This window comes from Mesorhizobium sp. M7A.F.Ce.TU.012.03.2.1, from assembly GCF_004006095.1.
Classification (GTDB): Bacteria; Pseudomonadota; Alphaproteobacteria; order Rhizobiales; family Rhizobiaceae; genus Mesorhizobium.
The window spans coordinates 5591425-5611956 of the sequence record NZ_CP034779.1 but is presented as its reverse complement, the minus strand read 5'-3'; the positions used below and the strand labels follow the sequence as shown (position 1 = coordinate 5611956).

Sequence of the window (20532 nt, the reverse complement as noted above, 5' to 3'; positions counted from 1 at the left end):
GGCAGGGGGCACTTGATGAACCAGACCACGATCTTCTGGCCCGTTCTCGCGCATGTGCTGCTGATCTACATCGTCTACTGCGTCCTGGGTCGTCGCAGATACGGCGCAATAAGGTCAGGCGAGGCGAAGGCCGGTCAGTTCAAGGTGCGTTCGGCCGAACCGGCCTCCAGCGTCACCGTTGCCGCCAATCTCACCAACCAGTTCGAACTGCCGGTGCTGTTTTACGTGCTGTGCCTGACGCTGCACCTGACCAACGGCGTCAACTATCTGACCTTGTCGCTGATGTGGGTTTTCGTCGCGTCCCGCTATTTCCATGCCTGGATTCACCTGACCAGCAACAATCTGCTGCTGCGCAGCCGGTCATTCTTCGTCAGTGCGGTGATTCTCCTGCTGGGATGGATCTGGTTCGCGCTGCACCTGCTCGGCGCGGTCTGAGCAGAGCGCTTCTGCCTTCTCCCACAGGGGAGAAGGGAAGTCCGTTCGCCTAAAGGTCGAACACCGCGATCTTGCGCTTGTCGAACTTGATGCCGATCTCGCCGCGTACCAGCTTGAGCGCGGCCTCGCCGAACACCGCGCGCCGCCAGCCTTGCAGCGCCGGTACGTCGGCTTCCTCGCCCTCGGCGGCGATACGGTCGATGTCGTCGCTGGAGGCCAGCACCTTGGAAGCGACGCCCTCCTTTTCGGCAACGATCCGCAGCAGCACCTTCAACAGTTCCGCCGCGGCGCTCGAGCCCTCGGGCGGCTGGAAACTCTTTGGCAGTTTCGGCATCTCTTCCTTGGGCAAGGCAAGCGCGGTGTTGACCGCGCCAAGCAGCGCCGTTGCCGTCGAGGAGCGCTCCCAGCCCTTCGGCGTCGTGCGCAGCTTGCCGAGGGCTGCCGCGTCGCGCGGCGCCTGCTGCGCCACCTCGTAGATCGCGTCGTCTTTCAGAACGCGGCCGCGCGGCACGTCGCGTTCGCGCGCCTCGCGCTCGCGCCACGCCGCAACGCCTTGCACGATCGCCAGTTCCTGCGGTTTCCGCAACCGCATCTTCAGCCGCTTCCAAGCGTCCTCGGGATGAGGATCATAGGTCTCGCGGGAGGTCAGGACCTCCATCTCCTCGTTGAGCCAATGGGCGCGGTTTTCTCGCTCCAATTCGGCGCTGAGGTGCTGATAGACCTCGATGAGATGCGTAACGTCGGCCAGCGCGTAGTCGAGCTGCTTGTCGGAAAGCGGCCGGTGGCGCCAGTCGGTGAAGCGCGATGACTTGTCGAGCCGTGCGCCGGTGATGCGCTGCACGAGCTGATCGTAGGAAACACTGTCGCCGAAGCCGCAGACCATCGCCGCCACTTGCGTGTCGAACACCGGATGCGGAACCAGATCGCCGAGGTGGACGATGATTTCGATGTCCTGCCGCGCGGCGTGGAAGACTTTGACCACCGCCTCGTTGGCCATCAGCCTGAAGAACGGCTTCAGGTTGATATCGGGAGCCAGCGGATCGATCAACGCCGTCACGCCGGGTGCGGCCATCTGTATGAGGCACAGGATCGGCCAAAACGTCGTTTCTCGTATGAATTCGGTGTCGACGGTGACGAAATCCGACTTTTCGAAAGCGGCGAGAACGGTCTCGAGTTCTTTCTGGGTGGTGATGACGTGCATCAAATCGCTTTTGACAGGAGTAAGGTCTTCCTAGATTTCAGCCGCCGGGGCTTTCGTCAAGCTTTGGCACCGCCATCATCAGGTTCCCGGACCATCGGAATCGTCGTTTCTCCTGGCCAGCCGCGCGAAAACCGTCGAAGTGCGCAGAAGCGCGGTGAAGCGGCCGCGCCTGCCTGCCGGCACACCGGACCGGGCCTGCATGCGGTAAAGGATGACGGCGATGAAGATCGCATAGACCACCGCGCTGAATACAAACAGGGCGCCCGGTCCGAAATATTGCATCGCCGTCGAGGCGGCGAACGGGCCGCCAATGGCGCCGAAGGAATAGAACAGCATCAGCGCCGCATTGATCAGCACGAACTCGCCCGTGTCGGCGCGATCGTTCGAATGCGCCGCCGACAGCGAATAGAGCGGCATGGCGAAACAGCCGAAGATGAAGATGAGGATGAAGTTGAGCGCCGGATTGCTGCCGGCGATGAACACCAGCGCCAGTGCCGAAAGCATCGCGCAGCAGGTCGTGATCAAGAGCACGCGGCGCCGATCCCAGCGGTCGGAGAGGTAGCCAAGCGGATACTGGATGATGGCGCCGCCGAAGATGCCGACGCTGACGAAGGTGACGACATCGGCGACCGACATGCCGATCTGCTCGGCATAGACCGGCGACAAGGTGCGAAAGGCGCTGTTGGTGACGCCGACGGCGATGCAGCCGAAGCAGCCCAGCGGCGAAATCCGCCAGACGCGCGCCAGGTCGAGCTTGACCTCATCGGGTGGTGCCGGGTTGGAGCGGTCGCCGAGCGACACCGGCACCAGCGACAAGGTGATCATCATCGACATGATGGCGAAGATGGCGAAACCGCCGGCGCCGAAGACCGGGATCAGGAACTGGGCTGATGTCACCGAACCGATGTCGACCATCCGGTAGATCGCCAGCACGCGTGCCCGGTCGTGATTGCCGACGCCGGAATTCAGCCAGCTTTCGACGATGGTGAACAGCCCGGCGAAGCAGAAGCCGCCGGCGAGGCGCACCGCGCACCACATCACCGGATCGATGACCAGCACCAGGAGCAAAGTACCGACCGAGGCGATTGCCGCCAGCGCCGAAAATGCCCTGATATGGCCGACCGCCTTCATGATGCGGGTGATGGCCAGGCAGCCGAGCAGGAAGCCGGCGAAGTAGAAGGTGCCCATCAGGCCGATGTCGGAAGCCGAAAACCCTTCCTGCGCGCCGCGCAGCGCGATCAGCGTGCTCTGCAGCCCATTGCCGCCGAGCAGGATGCCGGCGGCGAGAAGAAGCGGGATCATCGGGCGGATGGAGGACATGAAGAGGCGATCACGTGTCGGTGATCCCTTCTTGGACCATCGCCCTGGCCAACGCCAGCAGCAATTCCCTGCGCCAACAGGGATGATCGCTGTATTCGCCTGGATTCGTTTCCCCCGTTTTGCTTGGTCAGCGCTCAGGGCTGCCTTCGACGTGACTGCCGATCGTCGGGCCACAGGCCAAGCCGCTCGGCTGCTCCCGTTGCGACGCCTATTCCTGCGAGGACTGCCATCAGCCCGACAATCAGGTTCGCGCTCACTTGTTCGCCCAGGAAGACAACACCGAAGATCGATGCCGTCACCGGATTCACCGCAACGGAAACGGCAACCAGTGTCGGCGACGCGCGCTCGAGCGCGAATGCCCAGAGGAAGAAAATGAAGGCGCCGCAAATTATGGCCAGATAAGCGCTCGCGATCCACTGAGGTGCGCTGAGAGTGGCAAGTCGCGCGAAGCCTCCGCTCGAAACCACCAGCACCGATAGGCAGACCGCGCCCACGCCCATGCCAAACGCCACGAACGGGATTGGCGCGGTGCGGGATAGAAATGGTCTCGACCAGACATTGTAGAGCGCCATGCAGAAAGCGGCCGCGACCATGAGAAGATCTCCGCGCCAGGCATCTGGGGGAGCAGTCGTCAGGCTCGTGCCGAGCGCTACGGCCACTCCTGCCATTGCGATCAGGACACCGACGATCTTGCGGATGGTCGGCGGCTCGATCTTCAGAACTGCCGCGGCAAGCATCGTGAGCAGAGGCAGTGTCGAAAGCGCAAGCGCACCTCGCGCGGCCGTCGTGTAGACAAGGGCTCCATCGAAGAGCACCGGAAACAGCCCGAAGAACAGAAGACCCAATGCGCCAGTGCCGAGCCAGTCGCTCTTCGGCGGCCACCTGTCTCGCCGCCAGAGAGCGACGGCGGCCAAAACCAGAAAGCCGCCGCCGAACCGGACCGCACCGATAGCCAGAGGATCGAGCGTGCCCGCGAGATATCGCGTTGCGCCAACGGCGGTGCCCCCGAAAGCGCTGGAGAGAATCGCGGCGAGCACTCCTGTGATTTCCATGGTTCCCGACCTTGCTGGCTCGGAACCGGGAATATCGGGAAGGCGGGCCATAAGGAATCGAATAAGCTCAATGAGTTTGATAACATTCCACTATGAGTATCCCGAATCTGGATCCGGACCTTCTGCGGGCCTTCGTCGTCGTTGCCGAGCGCCTCTCGTTCACGCGAGCCGCCGAGCAGCTCAATAGAACGCAGGCGGCCGTCAGCTTGCAGGTGAAACGTCTTGAGGAGCGCATCGAGACCATCTTGTTCGCGCGCTCGACAGCCCGCGTTGAACTCACCGCCGCCGGGGAGGGCTTTCTGATCGATGCCCGCCGCATACTTGCTCTCAATGAGCAGGCGATTGCGCGTGTTTCCGGTCAGCAGGTGGCCGGACAGGTTCGCATCGGGGTCATGGAAGATTATGGCACCAAGATCCTGCCGCGCCTCCTTGCCGGCATCGCCGAGCGATTTCCGTTGGTGCAGGTCGAAATGGAGATTGGTCTCACCACCCGGCTCCTGAAACGGCTTGGGTCGTCGTTCGACGCCGTCATCGCCATGCACCCGGAAGGCACAACCGAGGGGGATTTGATATGCCGCGAAAGGGCGATTTGGGCGGCGGCGGCGACGCGGGCCGTCGAGGAACTCGATCCGCTGCCCGTCGCTCTGTCGAGCCCCGATTGCCTGTTTCGTTCCTGGGCCATTGAGGCGCTCAACAAGGCAGGCCGGCCATGGCGGTTGGCCTATGTCAGCCCGAGCCTCTCAGCCACGGAGGCAATTGTCGAACAGGGCCTGGCGGTCACCGTGGTTAAAGGCAGCATGCTTGCGCCAGGCCTGCGAGATGTCCATCCCGGCCGGCATGTACCGCCGCTGCCGGGGGCGGAGATTCGCCTTCATCGTGCCGCAACGTCGTCCGCCAGCGCTGCATTGGTCGTCGATCACCTTGCTCAGCGTCTTCGCCTATCGGCACTGGGCTCATAGGTCGCCTGGGAAAGCGGGGCCGAGATACCAACCCGGGCTGTTGCCTTGACAAATCCGGCCTCCCATGCGCTTTTCGCGCAAATTTTCAGGCCGGATGCTTCGGCCTGCAACCCAGCACCCCGGACCTTACCAATGACAATGCACCGTTACCGCAGCCATACCTGTGCCCAGTTGAGGAAGAGCGACGTCGGCTCGACCGTTCGCCTGTCGGGCTGGGTGCATCGCGTGCGCGATCATGGCGGCCTTCTCTTCATCGACCTGCGCGACAATTATGGCCTGACCCAGATCGTCGCTGATCCGGATTCTCCTGCCTTCAAGGTCGCCGAAACCGTGCGCGGCGAGTGGGTCATTCGGGTCGACGGCGAGGTCAAGGCGCGTTTGCCCGAGACCGCCAACGCCAATTTGCCGACCGGCGAGATCGAGATCTTCGCCCGCGAGATCGAGGTGCTGTCGGCCGCCAAGGAATTGCCGCTGCCGGTGTTCGGCGAGCCTGACTATCCCGAGGATATCAGGCTGAAATACCGCTTCCTCGATCTGCGCCGCGAGACGCTGCACAAGAACATCATTGCGCGTACAAAAATCATCGCGGAAATGCGCAAGCGCATGGGCGAGGTCGGCTTCACCGAATTCTCGACGCCGATCCTCACCGCGTCGTCGCCCGAGGGCGCGCGCGACTTCCTGGTGCCGTCGCGCATCCATCCCGGCACCTTCTACGCGCTGCCGCAGGCGCCGCAGCAGTACAAGCAGCTGATCATGGTGTCGGGCTTCGACCGCTACTTCCAGATCGCGCCCTGCTTCCGCGACGAGGACCCGCGCGCCGATCGTCTCCCTGGTGAGTTCTACCAGCTCGACCTTGAAATGAGCTTCGTCGAGCAGGACGACGTGCTTTCGACCATGGAACCTGTCATGCGCGGGGTCTTCGAGACCTTCGCCAACGGCAAGCCGGTGACGCAGAATTTCCAGCGCATCCCCTATGATGTGGCCATGCGCAAATACGGTTCCGACAAGCCGGACCTGCGCAACCCGATCGAAATGCAGGCCGTTTCCGACCATTTTCGCGATTCCGGCTTCAAGGTGTTCGCCAACATCCTGGCCAACGATCCGAAGGCCGAGGTGTGGGGCATTCCGGCAAAGACCGGCGGCAGCCGCGCCTTCTGCGACCGCATGAATTCCTGGGCGCAGGGCGAGGGCCAGCCGGGGCTGGGTTATATCTTCTGGCGCAAGGAGGGTGACAAGCTCGAAGGCGCCGGCCCACTCGCCAAGAACATCGGCGAGGAGCGCACAGAGGCGATCCGCCTTCAACTCGGCCTTGCCGACGGCGATGCGGCCTTTTTTGTCGCCGGGGATCCGAAGAAGTTCGTCTCCTTCGCGGGGGCTGCGCGCACCCGTGCCGGCGAGGAGCTGAACCTTGTCGACCGCGAGCGTTTCGAACTGTGCTGGATCGTCGACTTCCCGTTCTTCGAGTGGAACGAGGAAGAGAAGAAGATCGACTTCGCCCACAACCCGTTCTCGATGCCGCAAGGTGGCATCGATGCGCTGAATGGCGAGGACCTGCTCGGCATCAAGGCGTTCCAGTACGATATGGTCTGCAACGGCTTCGAGATCGCCAGCGGCGGTATCCGCAACCATCTGCCCGAAACCATGGTCAAGGCATTCGAGACGGTCGGGCTGGATCGCGCCACGGTCGAGGAGCGCTTTGGCGGCCTCTACCGCGCCTTCCAGTATGGCGCGCCGCCGCATGGCGGCATGGCCGCCGGTGTCGACCGCGTCGTCATGCTGCTGCTCGGCGCCAAGAACCTGCGTGAGATCACCATGTTCCCGATGAACCAGCAGGCCTACGATCTGTTGATGAACGCACCGTCGGAAGCGAGCCCGCAGCAGCTTCGCGACCTGGCGCTGCGCGTTGCCGTGCCCAAGAAGGACTGACGGCGGCGTTGCAACTGCCCTTTCTCCCCGTCTCTATACGGGGAAAAATGTCCGGCAGGACAATGAGGGGCAGCGCGGATGCGGGCAATTGGCGAACGGCCGTTGCAGCTGACGCCTTCTGACAGGCAATCGGTTCGGCATGAATTGCAATTTGTAGGCGTCGGCGCTGCCCCTCATCCGCCTGCCGGCACCTTCTCCCCGTATAGTGACGGGGAGAAGGGAACTACTTCGATCAGTCTTCGTTGGCCTTGACGGTGACGCCGAGCGTCTTCGGTAGGTCGAGCGGGTTGGACATGGCGCCCGCCATGATCAGTGCGAACGGCACGGATGCCGGCGGCTCGGCCGAGATTTCGAGGCTCTTCGGATCATCGAGGAATTTGCTGACCGCGGCCGTAACCTGCGCCGTCAGTTCCGGATTGTTGAGCTGCGCCATGCCAAACGGCACGATCGCCTTGGCCTGGTTGGCGATGTCCTTGCCGGACATGCCTTGCTGCTTGCCGACATAGTCCAGAACCTTGTTGGTCAGCGAATCGTCGTCGAAGCGGATCGAGGCGCTGTTGAACGAAAGCTGCTGCAACAGGCCGAGCATGGCCATGCCTTGCGCCGAATTGTCGGCGCCTTCAGGCTGTGCCGCCATCTTCTTCTGCATTTCCTGCAGCGACTTGATAAAGTCCAGCGTGTAGCCGCCGAGATTGAAGGTCATGCCGAGCGTGCCGGCATTCTCGACCGAGATGTCGTATTTCGACAGTTCCATCTTGCCGTCCGTGGGCTGCCAGGTGCCGGCCATTTCGAGATTGCCCGCGATGTTCTGGTAGCCGAGCGCGTTGATGACTTCCTTGGACTTCGGATCGTCCACCAGCGTCAGGTCGGCGTTGAATTTCTCCGTGGTGGCCGTGAATTCCATCGCCTTGCCGTCCGCCGGCGGCGTGATTTCGATGGCAAGGCCGTCCATCGAGAAGGCGGTCTTGTCGGCTACCTTGACGGTCATGTTCGAGAGTTCGGCTGACTTGTACATCATCAGCGAGCCGAGCGGGCCGGTGGCGCCGTCGGCCGGAACTGTCATGTCATGAATGACGAAGGGGCTGAGGTCGAGGGTGACGCCGTCCTTGCTGTGTGTGAAGGCAGCCGTCGATACGGTGGCGATGTCATAGCCGCCATTTGCCTCGGTCACACCTTCGAGTTTGACGTCGCCGATGGGAAGCGCTTCCTTCTCCGCCGCCGGTTTGATGGCAACGCCCTGCAGCACCATGTTGGTGTTGTCGCCGGTCACGCCAGTCCAGGTGATGTCGACACCTTGTGCGACAAGCGCGGCCTTCAGCCGGTCGGCCACTGCCGTATCCTGTGCGAGGGCCGCATTCAGCGGCAGCGTGAGCAAGAAGGTCGAAAGGGCTAATTTCCTGAGAGTTGAGCGTTTGATTGTCATCGCAAGGTCCCTGAGAGTGTCCTGAAATTGTTTTTTCAATTATTTGCGCCATCACCATTCCGTGACGAACTGGACCGGAAAAAGGCGTGTCCCGGCACATTGGTCAAAAATCGCGGTGAAAGGCAAACCCGATCCCACCGTCTTTGCGCAAACCGGTGAATTTGTCATGAAGAGCCGATAGCCGGATACCGTCGCGCTTGGCCATAGAACCCGCATGTAACAGGCTGATGTTGGCCAACATCCCCCGGGGTGCGGTTTCATGTTGCAGAAGGGCCGGTATCTCTGTCGGGCTCTTGCCGCGAATCACCCGCTCGGCTAGTCCGAGCCCATGGGAAAAAGGCTTTTGCCGCCTGAAAATGGCGGTGGCGATCATATCGAACCGGTCGATCTGAAGAAGGCGCTGGAAGAGCGCTATCTGGCCTATGCGCTGTCGACCATCATGCACCGGGCACTGCCCGATGTGCGCGACGGACTGAAGCCGGTCCATCGCCGCATCATGCACGCCATGCGTCTGCTGCGGCTTAACCCCGACCAGGGCTTTGCCAAATGCGCCCGCATCGTCGGCGAGGTGATGGGCAAGTTCCACCCGCATGGGGACCAGTCGATCTATGACGCGCTGGTGCGGTTGGCGCAGGATTTCTCGATGCGCTATCCGCTGGTCGACGGGCAGGGCAATTTCGGCAACATCGACGGTGATAACGCCGCCGCCATGCGCTACACCGAAGCGCGCATGACCGATGTGGCGACCGAACTCTTGTCCGGCATCACCGAGGATGCCGTCGATTATCGGCCGACCTACAATGAAGAAGACGAGGAGCCGGTGGTTTTGCCCGGCGCCTTTCCGAATCTGCTGGCCAACGGCTCGTCCGGCATCGCGGTGGGCATGGCGACATCGATCCCGCCCCACAACGCCGCCGAGCTTTGCGATGCCGCACTTCACCTGATCGAAAACCGGGACGCGCCGGTGGCGAAGCTGATGGAGTTTGTCCAGGGGCCGGATTTCCCGACCGGCGGCATCATCGTCGACAGCCGCGCCTCGATCCTCGAAGCCTATCAAACCGGCCGCGGTGGCTTTCGCGTGCGCTCGAAGTGGTTCCAGGAGGACCAGGGCAGGGGCACCTGGAGCATCGTCGTCACCGAAATACCCTACGGCGTGCAGAAGGCGCGGCTGATCGAGAAGATCGCCGAACTGCTGATGGCACGCAAGCTGCCGCTGCTCGAGGACATCAGGGACGAAAGCGCCGAGGACGTCCGCGTCGTGCTGGTGCCGAAGAGCCGTTCGGTCGATCCCGGCATCTTGATGGAATCGTTGTTCAAGCTGACCGAGCTCGAAAGCCGCTTCCCGCTCAACATGAACGTCCTGTCGCGCGGCAAGGTGCCCAACGTGCTGTCGCTGAAGGGCGTACTGCAGGAGTGGCTCGAGCATCGCCGCGAGGTTTTGATCCGCCGCTCGAAACATCGGCTTGGCGAGATCGAAAGACGGCTGGAGATACTTGCCGGCTACCTGATCGCCTACCTCAACATCGACGAGGTGATCAGGATCATCCGCGAGGAGGATGAGCCAAAGCAGGTGATGATGGCCCGCTGGTCGCTCACCGACACCCAGGCCGAAGCCATCCTCAATATGCGGTTGCGCGCTCTGCGCAAGCTTGAAGAATTCGAGATCCGCAAGGAATTCGACGGCCTGAGCGCCGAGAAAAAGCAGATCGAGGCACTGCTTGCTTCGAACGAGAAGCAGTGGGCGACGATCAAATGGGAAGTCACCAACATCCGCGACAAGTTCGGCCCGGAGACCGAACTCGGCAAGCGCCGCACCCAGTTCGCCGACGCGCCCGAGCATGATCTGACCGACATCGCACATGCCATGATCGAGCGCGAGCCGGTCACCGTCGTTGTCTCGGAAAAGGGCTGGCTGCGGGCGATGAAGGGGCATCTGGCCGATCTCTCGACGCTGACCTTCAAGGAGGGCGACAGCCTCAAGCTCGCCTTCCATGCCCAGACCACCGACAAGGTGCTGGTCTTCACCACCGGCGGCAAATTCTACACCATCGGCGCCGACCGGCTGCCTGGCGGGCGCGGCCATGGCGAGCCGATCCGCATCATCGTCGATATGGACAATGACCAGGACATCGTCACCGCCTTCGTCCACGACCCGAAGCGCAAGCTGCTGCTGGCCTCGCACGACGCCAACGGTTTTATCGTGCCGGAGGAGGAGGTCGTCGCCAACACCCGCAAGGGCAAGCAGGTGATGAACGTCAAGGCGCCGGACGAAGCCAAGCGCTGCATCCCGGTCACCGGCGACCATCTCGCCATCGTCGGCGAGAATCGCAAGATGCTGGTGTTCGCGCTCGCCGAGATTCCGGAGATGGGCCGCGGCAAGGGCGTGCGGCTGCAGAAATACAAGGATGGCGGCCTTCTCGATCTCAAACCGTTCACGCTGGAGACCGGCCTCTCCTGGCAGGATTCGGCCGACCGCACCTTCACAAGGTCACGCGAGGAACTGGCCGAGTGGATCGGTGCCCGTGCGTCGGCCGGACGGATGGTGCCGAAGGGATTCCCGAGGACGGGGAAATTTGGGTAGCGCTGCTAATCTCCCCTCGAGGGGGAGATGTCGCCAAAGGCGACAGAGGGGGTCGGCACGACTGGACGCGACCTCCTGCTTTGCGAACAGAGAATGCTAGCGCTTCACGCGCGGCGACCCCCTCTGGCCTGCCGGCCATCTCCCTCTCGAGGGGGGAGATCCCCAATCATTTGGACTATCGTCACGATTGCTGCACTATATCAGTGCATAGACAGGAGGGGTGTTTGGGAGAGCCAGGCGTTTGAAGGAAGCAAAAATCCAGAAACCGGAACGGCAACAGCGCCTGTTCGGCCTGTCGACGCCGCTCAGGGCTGCCGTCATTCCGCCGCTGTCGGCGGCGCGTTGGCTGCTGGTGCTGATCGTCGCCGCCGGCGTCTATTTCTTCCACGGCTTCCTGTTTCCGGTGCTGGCGGCGCTCGTCATCGCTTTCGCCAGCTGGCCGCTTTACCGCCGCCTGCTTGTCGCGGTCAGTGGCAACCGCACCATCGCCGCGACCTTAGCCATCCTCTTCATCCTCGCCTTCCTGGTGATCCCGATCGCGCTCGCCGGCACCTATGCGATCAACGAGGTCCGCGAATGGGTCGCCTGGGCGATCGAGACCAACCGTCACGGCGCGGTGACGCCGCACTGGATCGCCACCATGCCTGTCGTGGGCGAGTGGCTGAACGAGCAATGGACGACCAATTTCGGCCATCCAGGCGGCATTGGTGAACTGATCCAGCTGGTCAGCGGCGCCAACATCGGCAGCATCTATCGCGGTGTGCTGGCCGCCGGCGGCAGCGCTTTCGGCTTGCTCCTGACATTGTTGTTCATGATGATCGCGTTGTTCTTCGCCTATCGCGACGGCGAGCATTTTGCCGGCCAGGTCGATCGTCTCGGCGAACGCATCCTGCCGACCAGATGGGAACGGATTTCGCGCGTCGTGCCCGCGACGATCTCCTCGACGGTGACCGGCATGACCGTGATCGCCATCGGCGAAGGCCTGGTGCTGGGCATCGCCTACTGGCTGGCCGGCGTGCCGTCGCCGGTCACGCTTGGCGCCTTGACCGGCGTCATGGCGCTGATCCCGGGCGGTGCACCACTGTCCTTCACACTGGTCTCGATCTACCTCGCCGCCAGCGGGTCGCCGATGGCCGGGCTGGCGCTGTTCCTCTGGGGCGCGGTCGAACTGTTCATCGTCGACAAGACACTGCGCCCGAAGCTGGTCGGCGGGCCGATAAAACTGCCCTTCCTGCCGACGTTTTTCGGCCTCATCGGCGGCGTCAAGACCATGGGGTTTCTCGGTCTGTTCATCGGCCCGGTGCTGATGGCCCTGCTGGTCGCAATCTGGCGCGAATGGCTTCGCGAGGTGGAACTGGCCGACGAAATCGCCCCCGGCTCGCCAGCCGAAATCGAAGCCGGCCTGCAAATAGAAGCCTTGCCGGAACCTGACGTGGCGAAGAAGGCCAGCGCCTGATCTCAACGCGCCTTAGACCGGATGTTGCACCGCAAGGTCGCCACGCCGCTTGCGTCCTTCGTGAAGCTGCCACAGCGAATGCGCAATCAGGGTGACGATCAGGATCGCGCCGCCGATCAGGCTGTTGCGCGTCGGTGTTTCGGCAAAGATCATCCACACCCAGACCGGCGCCAGCACGGTTTCGAGCAGGTAGAACATCGCCACTTCAGGGCCCGAAATGTATTTCGGCCCGGCGGCAAGGCAGAAGAACGCTATCGGCATGATGACGGCGCCGTTGAGGATGATCCACCAGGGCGCCTCGACCTGAAAGCCGGTCTTGGAAACCATGAACGCCGCCAGCCCGAAAGGCAGGACGACGCCGATCAGTGAGGTAAAGCCCATATCCTTGCCGCTGGCGCGCGAGATGGTGATGGCGCAGGCGATCAGGAAGGCCGAACACAACGCCATCAGGTCGCCGAACAGATATCCGGTGCCGACGGAATCGCCGACGATGATGACGACGCCGACAATCATCATGGCCAATGCCGCAAAGGTCAGCGGCCGCGGTCGCTCCTTCAGGAACACCCATGAAAGCAGCGCGGCGAACATGGTTGTGAAGGCCAGGATGAACACCAGGTTGGCGGTCGAGGTGTTGTAGACGCCTGTGATGAACGCAATCGCGCCGAGCCCGTAGATCGCGGCAACGATCAGGCCCGACCAGCCAGGTATCAGCTGCGGCGCATCCTTGCTGAACGAGCGCCAGATGGTCCACATGATCAGTGCCGCGGCCAAGGTGCAGCCGGTGCGCAGCAGCAAGATTGTCCACGCCTCGCCGTGGGCGAGCCGGATCAGCGGGATGTCCACGGTCAGCGTCAGCCCGCCAAATGCGGTGAGCAGAAGTCCTTTGGTGTGAGTATCGTGAGACGACATGCAGCGACTTTCACAATGAATTCGGGAGAGGATGGCGGACCGGCGCAATCGCACGCTCTCCGCCAATCAGCGGAAAGACCAGCATCGTCTCGATTGAAAATGTTTAAGCCCGGACTTGGGAAAGAGTAATCAGCGCGCGACCGCTTCGTTGGTGTAGCGCTCCCAGCCCTTCGGGCCGAGATGCTCCTGCGGCATGAAGCGCATCTTATAATTCATCTTGCGCGAGCCGTTGACCCAGTAGCCGAGATAGACATGGGGCAGGCCCATCGCCCTGGCGCGGGCGATGTGGTCGAGGATCATGAACGTGCCGAGCGACCGTTCCTCGAAATCGGGATTGAAGTAGGAATAGACCATCGACAGGCCGTCGGCCATCTTGTCGGTGAGCGCCACCGCGATCAGCTCGCCCTGTCCCTTGCCGGTGATGAACGTGTCTGGTCCACGCCGCCGATACTCGATCACCTTGGTGTCGACATGGGTATCCTCGACCATCATCGCATAGTCGAGCACCGTCATATCGGACATGCCGCCACGGCGGTGGCGGGCATCGAGATAGCTGCGGAACAGGGAATATTGTTCGGTCGAAGGCTCGGCATTGTGCATGTGGCCGACGAGATCGGAATTGTGCTGCAGCACGCGCTTCATGTTGCGGCTGGCGACGAATTCCTGGGCGAGGATGCGTACCGAAACGCAGGCGCGGCAGGTCTCGCAGGCCGGCCTGTAGGCGATGTTCTGCGAGCGCCGGAAGCCGCCTTGGGTCAAGAGGTCGTTCATCTCCGCCGCCTTGTCGCCAACCAGGTGCGTGAACACCTTGCGCTCGAACTGGCCGTCGAGATAGGGGCACGGCGACGGCGCGGTCAGGAAGAACTGCGGCGACTGGGTCGGATGCTGCGTCATCGAGCCTTGGAAACACTCCTTCGAATCGCTCTACCTTTGGCGCGGACGGCGAAAAATTCAACAGGATTATGTCAGCGTGGTCGACTCGACGCCTTCACATTTGTGCTCAATCGGTTGCGACTGCTCTTCAGAGGGCCGTTTCAGCGGTCCGTGCGGCTGACGACCGTGCCAAGCAAAAGATCGTGCAAGGTGCGCTTGCGGTCGGAAAACAGCGTCACCAGCAGGACGAGCGGCGACAGGATGACATTGCCGGCCCAGAACAGCACCGAATGGACGACCGCGGTGAGGCCGTCGATCGGCCTCCCGTCGAGCCGGTCGAGGCGGATGCCCACCATCTTCATGCCCGTGGTGGCCTGGTCGGTGCTGCCCAGCGTGTTCCAGATGTAGAGGATGGCCACAGTCGGCAACAGGATACCGAACAGCATCCAGCCAAGCCCGAGGGTCAAAAGCCCGAGGAAGAACACCAGAATGGCAAACGGAATGGTAAGCAGCGCGACGATGACATAGTCGATCACGAAAGCCAGGATGCGCTTCGTGCGCACGCCGTCATAGGCCCTGACATCGTCGAGCCTGCTGGTGATGATTTCGCCGTCGAGAACGCGCGCGTTCATGTCATTTCCTCGTAACAAGGTCCGACATAGGGTGCGGACCGTTCAGCCATGAAATGGTGAAGGCCTGTGGCGGAATCAAGATCGGGCTTCTTGCGGTGCGCCGGCCTTCAAGGCGCCAGGCGCAATCTGAACCGGTTGAATTTGCGGCGCGGATAGCATTAGCTTGCTGCGGCGCAGCAAAAGCGCACATGGCAGGGGACGGGGCAATATGGACTACGACATGCTGGTCATCGGCAGCGGCCCTTCCGGTCGCCGGGCCGCGGTGCAGTCGGCCAAGCTCGGCAAATCGGTGCTGGTGGTCGATCGCGGCCGGCGTCTGGGCGGTGTCTCGGTGCATACCGGCACCATCCCGTCGAAAACGCTGCGCGAAACGGTGCTCAACCTTTCGGGTTGGCGTGAGCGCGGCTTCTACGGGCGCGGCTACCGGGTCAAGCAGGATATCTCGGTCGGCGATCTGGTCGAGCGCCTGCACAAGACGCTCGACCATGAGGTCGAGGTGCTGCAGCACCAGTTCATGCGCAACACGGTCAAGAGCGCCCGGGCTGCGGTGAAATTCCTTGGCCCCAACAAGGTCAGCCTGACCACCGACACCGGCGATTACAGCGAGGTCGGTTTTGCCAATGCGCTGATCGCGGTCGGCACCAGGCCGCACCGGCCGCGCGATGTGCCTTTCGACAAGACCCGAATCTTCGACAGCGACGAGATGCTGGAACTCGACCGCTTGCCGCGCACGCTGACGGTGATCGGCGCCGGCGTCATCGGGGTCGAATATGCAACGATCTTTTCCGCGCTCGACGTGCCGGTAACCTTGGTCGAGCCGCGGAACTCCATCCTAGATTTCGTCGACCGCGAGATCGTCGACGATTTCATCCACCAGATGCGCGATCGCGGCATGACCATCCGGCTGGGCAGCGCGGTGAAGGAAATCCGCTCCAAGCCGGACGCCGCCGAAGTGGAACTGGCCGATGGCCGCACCATTCGTTCAGAGGTCGTGCTCTACGCCGCCGGCCGCACCGGCAATGTCGGCAACCTGGGCCTGGATGTCGTCGGCATCGATGCCGACTCCAGAGGGCGTATCAAGGTCGACCCGCATACGTTCCAGACCAGCGTGCCCAACATCTACGCCGCCGGCGACGTCATCGGCTTTCCGAGCCTGGCCTCGACTTCGATGGAGCAGGGCAGAGTGGCGGCCTGCCATGCCTTCGGCGTGCCGTTGCCGCCACCACCGGAGACCTTTCCCTATGGCATCTACGCGGTGCCGGAAATCTCGACGGTCGGCCAGTCCGAGGAACAGGTGCGTGAGAGCGGTGCGGCTTATGAGATCGGCGTGGCGCGCTTTCGCGAAACCTCGCGCGGCCACATCATGGGCGTCAACACCGGTTTCCTGAAACTGTTGTTCTCGGTCGAAACGCGCCGTCTGCTCGGCGCGCACATCATCGGCGAGGGCGCCACCGAGCTCATCCACATCGGCCAGGCGGTGATCAATCTCGGCGGCACCGTCGACTTCTTCGTCAACAACACCTTCAACTATCCGACGCTCGCCGAAGCCTACAAGATTGCAGGGCTGGACGCCTGGAACAGGATGGGACGAGGGTAGGCCGGCTGGTCGTGGCGGCGAGCCTGTCAGCTTGCCTGCGCCACCGCCGCGGATCCCGACAGCCATTGCCTGACGATTGCGGCGTCGGCGCTGCCGAATTCATGACCTGATGGGACAATCCGGGCGTCGATCTCGGCGCCATGCTGGCTGAGCAATGTCACCAGAGCAGGGGCGAAGGGCGAATAGGTGAGATCCGCGGCGCCGGCGATCATCAGGACGCGCACCTTTGACAAATCCGTCGCTGGCACGTGATCGAGCACCGGCATCGGCCGCAGCAGCGCGGCGCGCTCGACGAGCTCCGGATGTAGCAGCATCAGGCTTGAAACCAGATTGGCGCCGTTCGAATAGCCGAGGAACGTCGCGCGTGAGAGATCGAGATGGTGGTGTGTGGCCGTGTCGGCGACGAAGCCCGCAAAGGCATCGGTTTCGGTGCGGATGCTGTGCTGTTCGAAGCGCGTCGGCGTGATGCGCGCGAACCAGCGGAAACCATCCTCCTGGACAATGCGGCCACGCACCGCGATCAGCTTGGCCCGCGGTGCGATCTCTCGCGCCAGCGGTACCAATGTCGTCTCGTCGACACCCGATCCATGCAGCAGGAAGAGACATTCGCCGGTTGAATCCGCCGGGCTGTAAAGCCGGTAGCTGAAGGCCAGATCACGCCGCAGCGCACCATCTTGTGAGGTCTCTTCGATCATCGCGCATCCTCTTGATTATATGAGGTTTCGCTCAATTTGCCGGCTTCAAAACGCAATATTTTCAAGCTCCGCGAAAGTTGATTGAACCGGGCGCATTACAGTCCGTTTCTCCGCCGATAACATTCCTTCGGGAGGAATCGAAGCGGTGCGCCGGGGGTCGCATTGCCCGGCATGAACAACCACCTTTGAGGCCTTTTTGTCGATGACCACCCAGATTTCCCCGGACCGCGATGCGCGTGTCCCAGACCGCGAGTCGCGCGTGTCGGATCGCGATTCGCGTATCCCGGATCGCACTGAGCGCGATACGCGCATAGATGTGTTCCGCGCTCTCGCTCTGCTGACAATCTTTGTCGACCATGTGCCAGGTACCGCCTTCGAGTATCTGACCTACAAGAATTTCGGCTTTTCCGATGCGGCGGAAGTCTTCGTGCTGATCTCCGGCATTTCGGTCGCGCTCGCCTATGGCAGGAAATTCGAGCCCGGAAACCGGCTGCTGGCAACCCTGAAGATGTTGCGCCGCGCCGGTGTGCTTTATGCCACCCACATCGTCACCACCATGGGGGTGATGGCCATGTTCTGCGCTGCGGCGGTGTTTGCCAGGCGGCCGGAGCTTTTGACGATGATCAACATCGAGCCGTTGATCAAGAATACGCCGCAGGTGCTGATCGGCATCGTGACGCTCGGCCACCAACTCGGCTACAACAACATACTGCCCGTCTATGCGGTGCTGCTCTTGCTGACGCCGGTGTTCCTGCTCATTGTCAGCTATCGGCCGGTCTTGGCACTGGTCGCCTCCGGCGCCCTGTGGCTGGTCGCGGGGGTTTACCAAATTGCCCCGCCCAACTATCCCGAGCCCGGCTTCTGGTTTCTCAACCCGCTGTCGTGGCAGTTCCTTTTCAACATCGGCTTGGCAGGCACGCTGCATGTGCGTCGCGGCGGTACCATCCCGGTCAATCGCTGGCTGGTTGGCGGGGCCTTGGCCTACACCGCTGTGGCACTGGTCTGGGTGCACAGCCCGCTTTGGGGGCATATCTCCTGGTTTGGCCTGCCTCCGGTGCTGACCGGCTTCGACAAGACGTTCCTGTCGCTGCCGAGGCTGCTGCATATATTGGCGGTGAGCTACCTGATCGTGGCATTCCCGGCGGTCTCGAACCTGTTTCGCACCGGACGCGATCATCCGCTTGCCATATTGGGCAAACGATCGCTGCCGGTTTTCATTGCCGGCACGGTGCTTGCAATGGCGGCGCAAGTGTTGAAGCTGATCAATCCGGGCGGATTTGCCTATGACAGCCTGTTGATATCGGCCGGCATCGTCATGCAGTTCGCGCTCGCCTACTATCTCGAATGGCTATCGGGCCTTGGCTGGTCCGGCAAAAGCAGGCCGGCTCACAACGCCGCACCGCCCGTCCATGCTGCATCCTTCGCGATGCCGGCCATGGCTACAAGAATGGGCCGTTGAGCTCAGGCGGGCGAGGGGCCGGATGAGGCTCGCACCACGAGTTGGACCGGCAGCGATTGCCGGCTGAACGAACCGTCATTTTCAAGGATCGCCTTGACGGCAAGGCGGCCCATCTCGGCGATCGGCTGGACGATCGTGGTCAGCGGCGGCTTGGAAATCGCCCCTTCCGGAACACCGTCGAAGCCGACGACCGAAACATCGCCCGGCACCGCAATGTCGTGCTGCCGCAGCCAGTCCAGCGCATGGAGCGCCATCCTGTCGGACATCGCCAGAATGGCTGTCGGCGTCTCGGCACCGGCGAAAATATGGTCGAGGCCGGCCCAAACGCTCTTCTCGTCATTGACGGTTTCGTAGATAGGCACCCGCGAGACGTCGACGCCGACCCGGGAGAGTTCAGCGAAATAGCCACGCAAGCGGTCGCGCGTAGCGGAGTAGAGGGCCATTTCCACCTGCTCCCTTGTGGTAGGGCCGAAGCCTGCGTCGGCACAGGGCAGGGTAAGCACGGCAAAGCGGCGATGTCCGAGTTCGGTCAGGTGGCGGGCGGCCAGGCCAGCCCCGGCAATGTTGTCGACGCCGATCGCCGCGACGGCGTCGTCGTCGTCCGAATCGAGATCGAGCGCGACAAAAGGGAGTTTGCGTTCACGCGCCAGTTCGACCAGCCTTGAACCGCCATCGACGCAAAAGACGATGAAACCGTCGACCAACGCACTCTGTATGTTCCAGGCAAGCTGTTCGTTGTTGGCTGCGGAGACCAGCGAAATCCCCGCACCGGTCGCGTCGCAGGCCTGCGAGATGCTGGCCATCATCACCCGGGCAAAGGGGTCGTCGAAGAAATAGGAGAGGGGTTCCGCGGTCGCGACACCGATGGCATTGACCTTGCCGGCGCGCAGCAGCCGGCCCTTGGGATCCGGTCCGCCATATCCCATGGCCTCGGCTGCCGCCTTGACCCGCTCGCGGACCTCCTCGCGCACGATCTCCGGCCGGGCGAACACGTTGGACGCGGTGCCGTGCGACACGCCGGCCGCCTTGGCAATGTCCGCCAGACGGACCGGTCTTGTCTTTGCAGAGGTCAATGGCGCCATCTTCGTCTCCTGAATTCCTCCCATCTAACACTTTCGTTGGATCGGTTCAAATTTTGACTTGATCACAGTCTCGGCAAGGCGTATGTTTGAATCGATCCAAGCGAACGGCGGTTCTCTAAATTGGATCGATTCAACATATTTAGGGGAGTTGTGCCATGCATCCCGTCAATTTTCTCTTCGAAGATATTTACCGCAACGACTGGAGCATCTCGTCGAACACCACGACGCAGAAGCGCCGTGGCAAAGCCAGCCCATGGGTTCGCGAGTTGCGGTTCCTTGTGGAGCGCAAGCGGAGCTGATCGGGGTCGGTTTTTCGCGCCTGTCGATTGGATCGATTCAAGGACTAGAAGGAGCGCACATCATGCATCCCGTCAGCTATCTGTTCGAAGACATCTACCGCAACTATTGGGGCATCGCGCCGGCCTCCAAGAGGCCGGAACGGCATTGGTTGGCGAAGCTGCGGCGACGCAATCGCGAATTGCTCATCAAGCCCGAGCGCCGGCAGGACTAGCAGCCCACGCTTTTACATTTGGCGCGGGCAGGCGTCAGGAACGCATGCGCACCAGCGCCGAGGCGGCGATCGCCAGCCAGCCGGTAATGAGTAGCGTGCCGCCGATCGGCGCCGACAGCGGGAACAGCCGCGACCCGATGAAATCGCGGGCCAGCAGATCGCCGCAGAACAGCAGAAGCCCAACCAGCAGGATCAGGCTGCCGATGCGCAGCATCCGGTTCGCCCCAAGCAATCCGGCGGCAAGGAAGACCGGCGCATGCATCAGCAGGAAGGACGCGGCGGTGCCGACGAAGGCGCCGCCCAGATGCGCTGCCGCGGCCGACAGCGCCACGCCGGCGCCGCCGCACAGGCCGCCGGCCAGGACGAGGATACGGCCGCTGTTATCGGAAGGTCGTTCGGCCGTGCTCATGTCCATGGCTCC

20 protein-coding genes are annotated in these 20532 nt (G+C 62.4%); 9 read left to right on the top strand and 11 right to left on the bottom strand.

What is annotated here, in order from left to right; genetic code table 11:
• The first annotated feature begins 15 nt into the window (after positions 1–15).
• A complete protein-coding gene (locus EJ079_RS27885; protein WP_127321444.1) occupies positions 16–435 on the top strand; it encodes an MAPEG family protein in 420 nt (139 codons plus the stop codon).
• 49 nt (positions 436–484) lie between these two features.
• Here EJ079_RS27885 and rnd read toward each other — a convergent pair whose 3' ends face one another.
• The 3 genes from rnd to EJ079_RS27870 all read right to left on the bottom strand — a co-directional run bounded on the left by rnd (position 485) and on the right by EJ079_RS27870 (position 4008).
• Positions 485–1636: a ribonuclease D gene (rnd, locus tag EJ079_RS27880; protein WP_127810722.1), complete on the bottom strand. Its 1152-nt coding sequence runs from the start codon at positions 1634–1636 to the stop codon at positions 485–487.
• Positions 1637–1714: 78 nt separating this feature from the next.
• Positions 1715–2956: an MFS transporter gene (locus tag EJ079_RS27875; protein WP_127395849.1), complete on the bottom strand. Its 1242-nt coding sequence runs from the start codon at positions 2954–2956 to the stop codon at positions 1715–1717.
• Positions 2957–3090: 134 nt separating this feature from the next.
• Positions 3091–4008, bottom strand: coding sequence for a DMT family transporter (locus tag EJ079_RS27870; RefSeq protein ID WP_127810721.1), 918 nt, complete (start codon positions 4006–4008; stop codon positions 3091–3093).
• 92 nt (positions 4009–4100) lie between these two features.
• Here EJ079_RS27870 and EJ079_RS27865 point away from each other — a divergent pair, with 92 nt between their 5' ends.
• Both EJ079_RS27865 and aspS read left to right on the top strand, forming a co-directional pair.
• On the top strand, positions 4101–4967 hold the full coding sequence (locus tag EJ079_RS27865) for a LysR substrate-binding domain-containing protein (protein ID WP_127810720.1): 867 nt from the start codon (positions 4101–4103) through the stop codon (positions 4965–4967).
• Between the two features lie 138 nt (positions 4968–5105).
• Positions 5106–6893 carry an aspartate--tRNA ligase gene (gene aspS, locus EJ079_RS27860; protein ID WP_164873999.1) on the top strand — a complete coding sequence of 596 codons (1788 nt, stop codon included), beginning with the start codon at positions 5106–5108 and terminating at the stop codon, positions 6891–6893.
• Between the two features lie 232 nt (positions 6894–7125).
• On the opposite strand, the gene EJ079_RS27855 is transcribed toward aspS, so the two are convergent.
• Positions 7126–8316, bottom strand: a complete 1191-nt coding sequence (locus EJ079_RS27855; RefSeq protein ID WP_127395851.1) for a hypothetical protein — start codon at positions 8314–8316, stop codon at positions 7126–7128.
• A gap of 103 nt (positions 8317–8419) precedes the next feature.
• Positions 8420–8689: a hypothetical protein gene (locus tag EJ079_RS33440; protein WP_145967439.1), complete on the bottom strand. Its 270-nt coding sequence runs from the start codon at positions 8687–8689 to the stop codon at positions 8420–8422.
• Between EJ079_RS33440 and parC the strand changes: the two genes are divergently transcribed.
• Together parC and EJ079_RS27845 are read left to right on the top strand one after the other, a co-directional pair.
• On the top strand, positions 8645–10897 hold the full coding sequence (gene parC, locus EJ079_RS27850) for a DNA topoisomerase IV subunit A (protein ID WP_127408842.1): 2253 nt from the start codon (positions 8645–8647) through the stop codon (positions 10895–10897). The genes EJ079_RS33440 and parC overlap by 45 nt on opposite strands.
• 241 nt (positions 10898–11138) lie before the next feature.
• A complete protein-coding gene (locus EJ079_RS27845) occupies positions 11139–12353 on the top strand; it encodes an AI-2E family transporter (RefSeq protein WP_127810718.1) in 1215 nt (404 codons plus the stop codon).
• A gap of 12 nt (positions 12354–12365) precedes the next feature.
• Here the strand turns inward: EJ079_RS27845 and EJ079_RS27840 are convergent, their stop codons facing one another.
• From EJ079_RS27840 to EJ079_RS27830, 3 genes are all read right to left on the bottom strand, one after another.
• A complete protein-coding gene (locus EJ079_RS27840; RefSeq protein ID WP_127810717.1) occupies positions 12366–13262 on the bottom strand; it encodes a DMT family transporter in 897 nt (298 codons plus the stop codon).
• Positions 13263–13391: 129 nt separating this feature from the next.
• The gene (locus tag EJ079_RS27835) at positions 13392–14156 is read right to left on the bottom strand and encodes an arginyltransferase (protein WP_023810205.1); all 765 of its coding nucleotides are present in this window, start codon (positions 14154–14156) and stop codon (positions 13392–13394) included.
• A 140-nt stretch (positions 14157–14296) separates the two neighbouring features.
• Positions 14297–14767, bottom strand: coding sequence for an RDD family protein (locus EJ079_RS27830; protein ID WP_127322646.1), 471 nt, complete (start codon positions 14765–14767; stop codon positions 14297–14299).
• Positions 14768–14975: 208 nt separating this feature from the next.
• On the opposite strand from EJ079_RS27830, the gene sthA reads away from it, so the two are divergent.
• The gene (gene sthA / locus EJ079_RS27825) at positions 14976–16364 is read left to right on the top strand and encodes a Si-specific NAD(P)(+) transhydrogenase (protein WP_127267508.1); all 1389 of its coding nucleotides are present in this window, start codon (positions 14976–14978) and stop codon (positions 16362–16364) included.
• Between the two features lie 26 nt (positions 16365–16390).
• Here sthA and EJ079_RS27820 read toward each other — a convergent pair whose 3' ends face one another.
• Positions 16391–17059 (bottom strand): alpha/beta hydrolase, encoded by a 669-nt coding sequence (locus EJ079_RS27820; RefSeq protein WP_127810716.1) that lies wholly within the window; start codon positions 17057–17059, stop codon positions 16391–16393.
• Positions 17060–17261: 202 nt separating this feature from the next.
• On the opposite strand from EJ079_RS27820, the gene EJ079_RS27815 reads away from it, so the two are divergent.
• Complete coding sequence (locus tag EJ079_RS27815) at positions 17262–18518, top strand: OpgC family protein (RefSeq protein WP_127810715.1); 1257 nt, start codon at positions 17262–17264, stop codon at positions 18516–18518.
• A 2-nt stretch (positions 18519–18520) separates the two neighbouring features.
• Here EJ079_RS27815 and EJ079_RS27810 read toward each other — a convergent pair whose 3' ends face one another.
• Positions 18521–19600: a substrate-binding domain-containing protein gene (locus EJ079_RS27810; protein ID WP_127810714.1), complete on the bottom strand. Its 1080-nt coding sequence runs from the start codon at positions 19598–19600 to the stop codon at positions 18521–18523.
• Between the two features lie 155 nt (positions 19601–19755).
• On the opposite strand from EJ079_RS27810, the gene EJ079_RS33610 reads away from it, so the two are divergent.
• Entirely contained in the window at positions 19756–19899 is a 144-nt protein-coding gene (locus EJ079_RS33610) for a hypothetical protein (RefSeq protein WP_126068772.1), read from the top strand.
• A gap of 62 nt (positions 19900–19961) precedes the next feature.
• A complete protein-coding gene (locus tag EJ079_RS33605; RefSeq protein ID WP_127321981.1) occupies positions 19962–20111 on the top strand; it encodes a hypothetical protein in 150 nt (49 codons plus the stop codon).
• A gap of 34 nt (positions 20112–20145) precedes the next feature.
• On the opposite strand, the gene EJ079_RS27795 is transcribed toward EJ079_RS33605, so the two are convergent.
• Positions 20146–20520, bottom strand: coding sequence for a DUF423 domain-containing protein (locus EJ079_RS27795; protein ID WP_127810713.1), 375 nt, complete (start codon positions 20518–20520; stop codon positions 20146–20148).
• Positions 20521–20532 lie beyond the last annotated feature (12 nt).

Coding starts and splice junctions, on each gene's coding strand:
- EJ079_RS27885 (WP_127321444.1), top strand. CDS start 16: ATGAACCAGACCACGATCTTCTGGCCCGTTCTCGCGCATGTGCTGCTG.
- rnd (WP_127810722.1), bottom strand. CDS start 1,636: ATGCACGTCATCACCACCCAGAAAGAACTCGAGACCGTTCTCGCCGCT.
- EJ079_RS27875 (WP_127395849.1), bottom strand. CDS start 2,956: ATGTCCTCCATCCGCCCGATGATCCCGCTTCTTCTCGCCGCCGGCATC.
- EJ079_RS27870 (WP_127810721.1), bottom strand. CDS start 4,008: ATGGAAATCACAGGAGTGCTCGCCGCGATTCTCTCCAGCGCTTTCGGG.
- EJ079_RS27865 (WP_127810720.1), top strand. CDS start 4,101: ATGAGTATCCCGAATCTGGATCCGGACCTTCTGCGGGCCTTCGTCGTC.
- aspS (WP_164873999.1), top strand. CDS start 5,106: ATGCACCGTTACCGCAGCCATACCTGTGCCCAGTTGAGGAAGAGCGAC.
- EJ079_RS27855 (WP_127395851.1), bottom strand. CDS start 8,316: ATGACAATCAAACGCTCAACTCTCAGGAAATTAGCCCTTTCGACCTTC.
- parC (WP_127408842.1), top strand. CDS start 8,645: ATGGGAAAAAGGCTTTTGCCGCCTGAAAATGGCGGTGGCGATCATATC.
- EJ079_RS33440 (WP_145967439.1), bottom strand. CDS start 8,689: ATGATCGCCACCGCCATTTTCAGGCGGCAAAAGCCTTTTTCCCATGGG.
- EJ079_RS27840 (WP_127810717.1), bottom strand. CDS start 13,262: ATGTCGTCTCACGATACTCACACCAAAGGACTTCTGCTCACCGCATTT.
- EJ079_RS27835 (WP_023810205.1), bottom strand. CDS start 14,156: ATGACGCAGCATCCGACCCAGTCGCCGCAGTTCTTCCTGACCGCGCCG.
- EJ079_RS27830 (WP_127322646.1), bottom strand. CDS start 14,767: ATGAACGCGCGCGTTCTCGACGGCGAAATCATCACCAGCAGGCTCGAC.
- sthA (WP_127267508.1), top strand. CDS start 14,976: ATGGACTACGACATGCTGGTCATCGGCAGCGGCCCTTCCGGTCGCCGG.
- EJ079_RS27820 (WP_127810716.1), bottom strand. CDS start 17,059: ATGATCGAAGAGACCTCACAAGATGGTGCGCTGCGGCGTGATCTGGCC.
- EJ079_RS27815 (WP_127810715.1), top strand. CDS start 17,262: ATGACCACCCAGATTTCCCCGGACCGCGATGCGCGTGTCCCAGACCGC.
- EJ079_RS27810 (WP_127810714.1), bottom strand. CDS start 19,600: ATGGCGCCATTGACCTCTGCAAAGACAAGACCGGTCCGTCTGGCGGAC.
- EJ079_RS33610 (WP_126068772.1), top strand. CDS start 19,756: ATGCATCCCGTCAATTTTCTCTTCGAAGATATTTACCGCAACGACTGG.
- EJ079_RS33605 (WP_127321981.1), top strand. CDS start 19,962: ATGCATCCCGTCAGCTATCTGTTCGAAGACATCTACCGCAACTATTGG.
- EJ079_RS27795 (WP_127810713.1), bottom strand. CDS start 20,520: ATGAGCACGGCCGAACGACCTTCCGATAACAGCGGCCGTATCCTCGTC.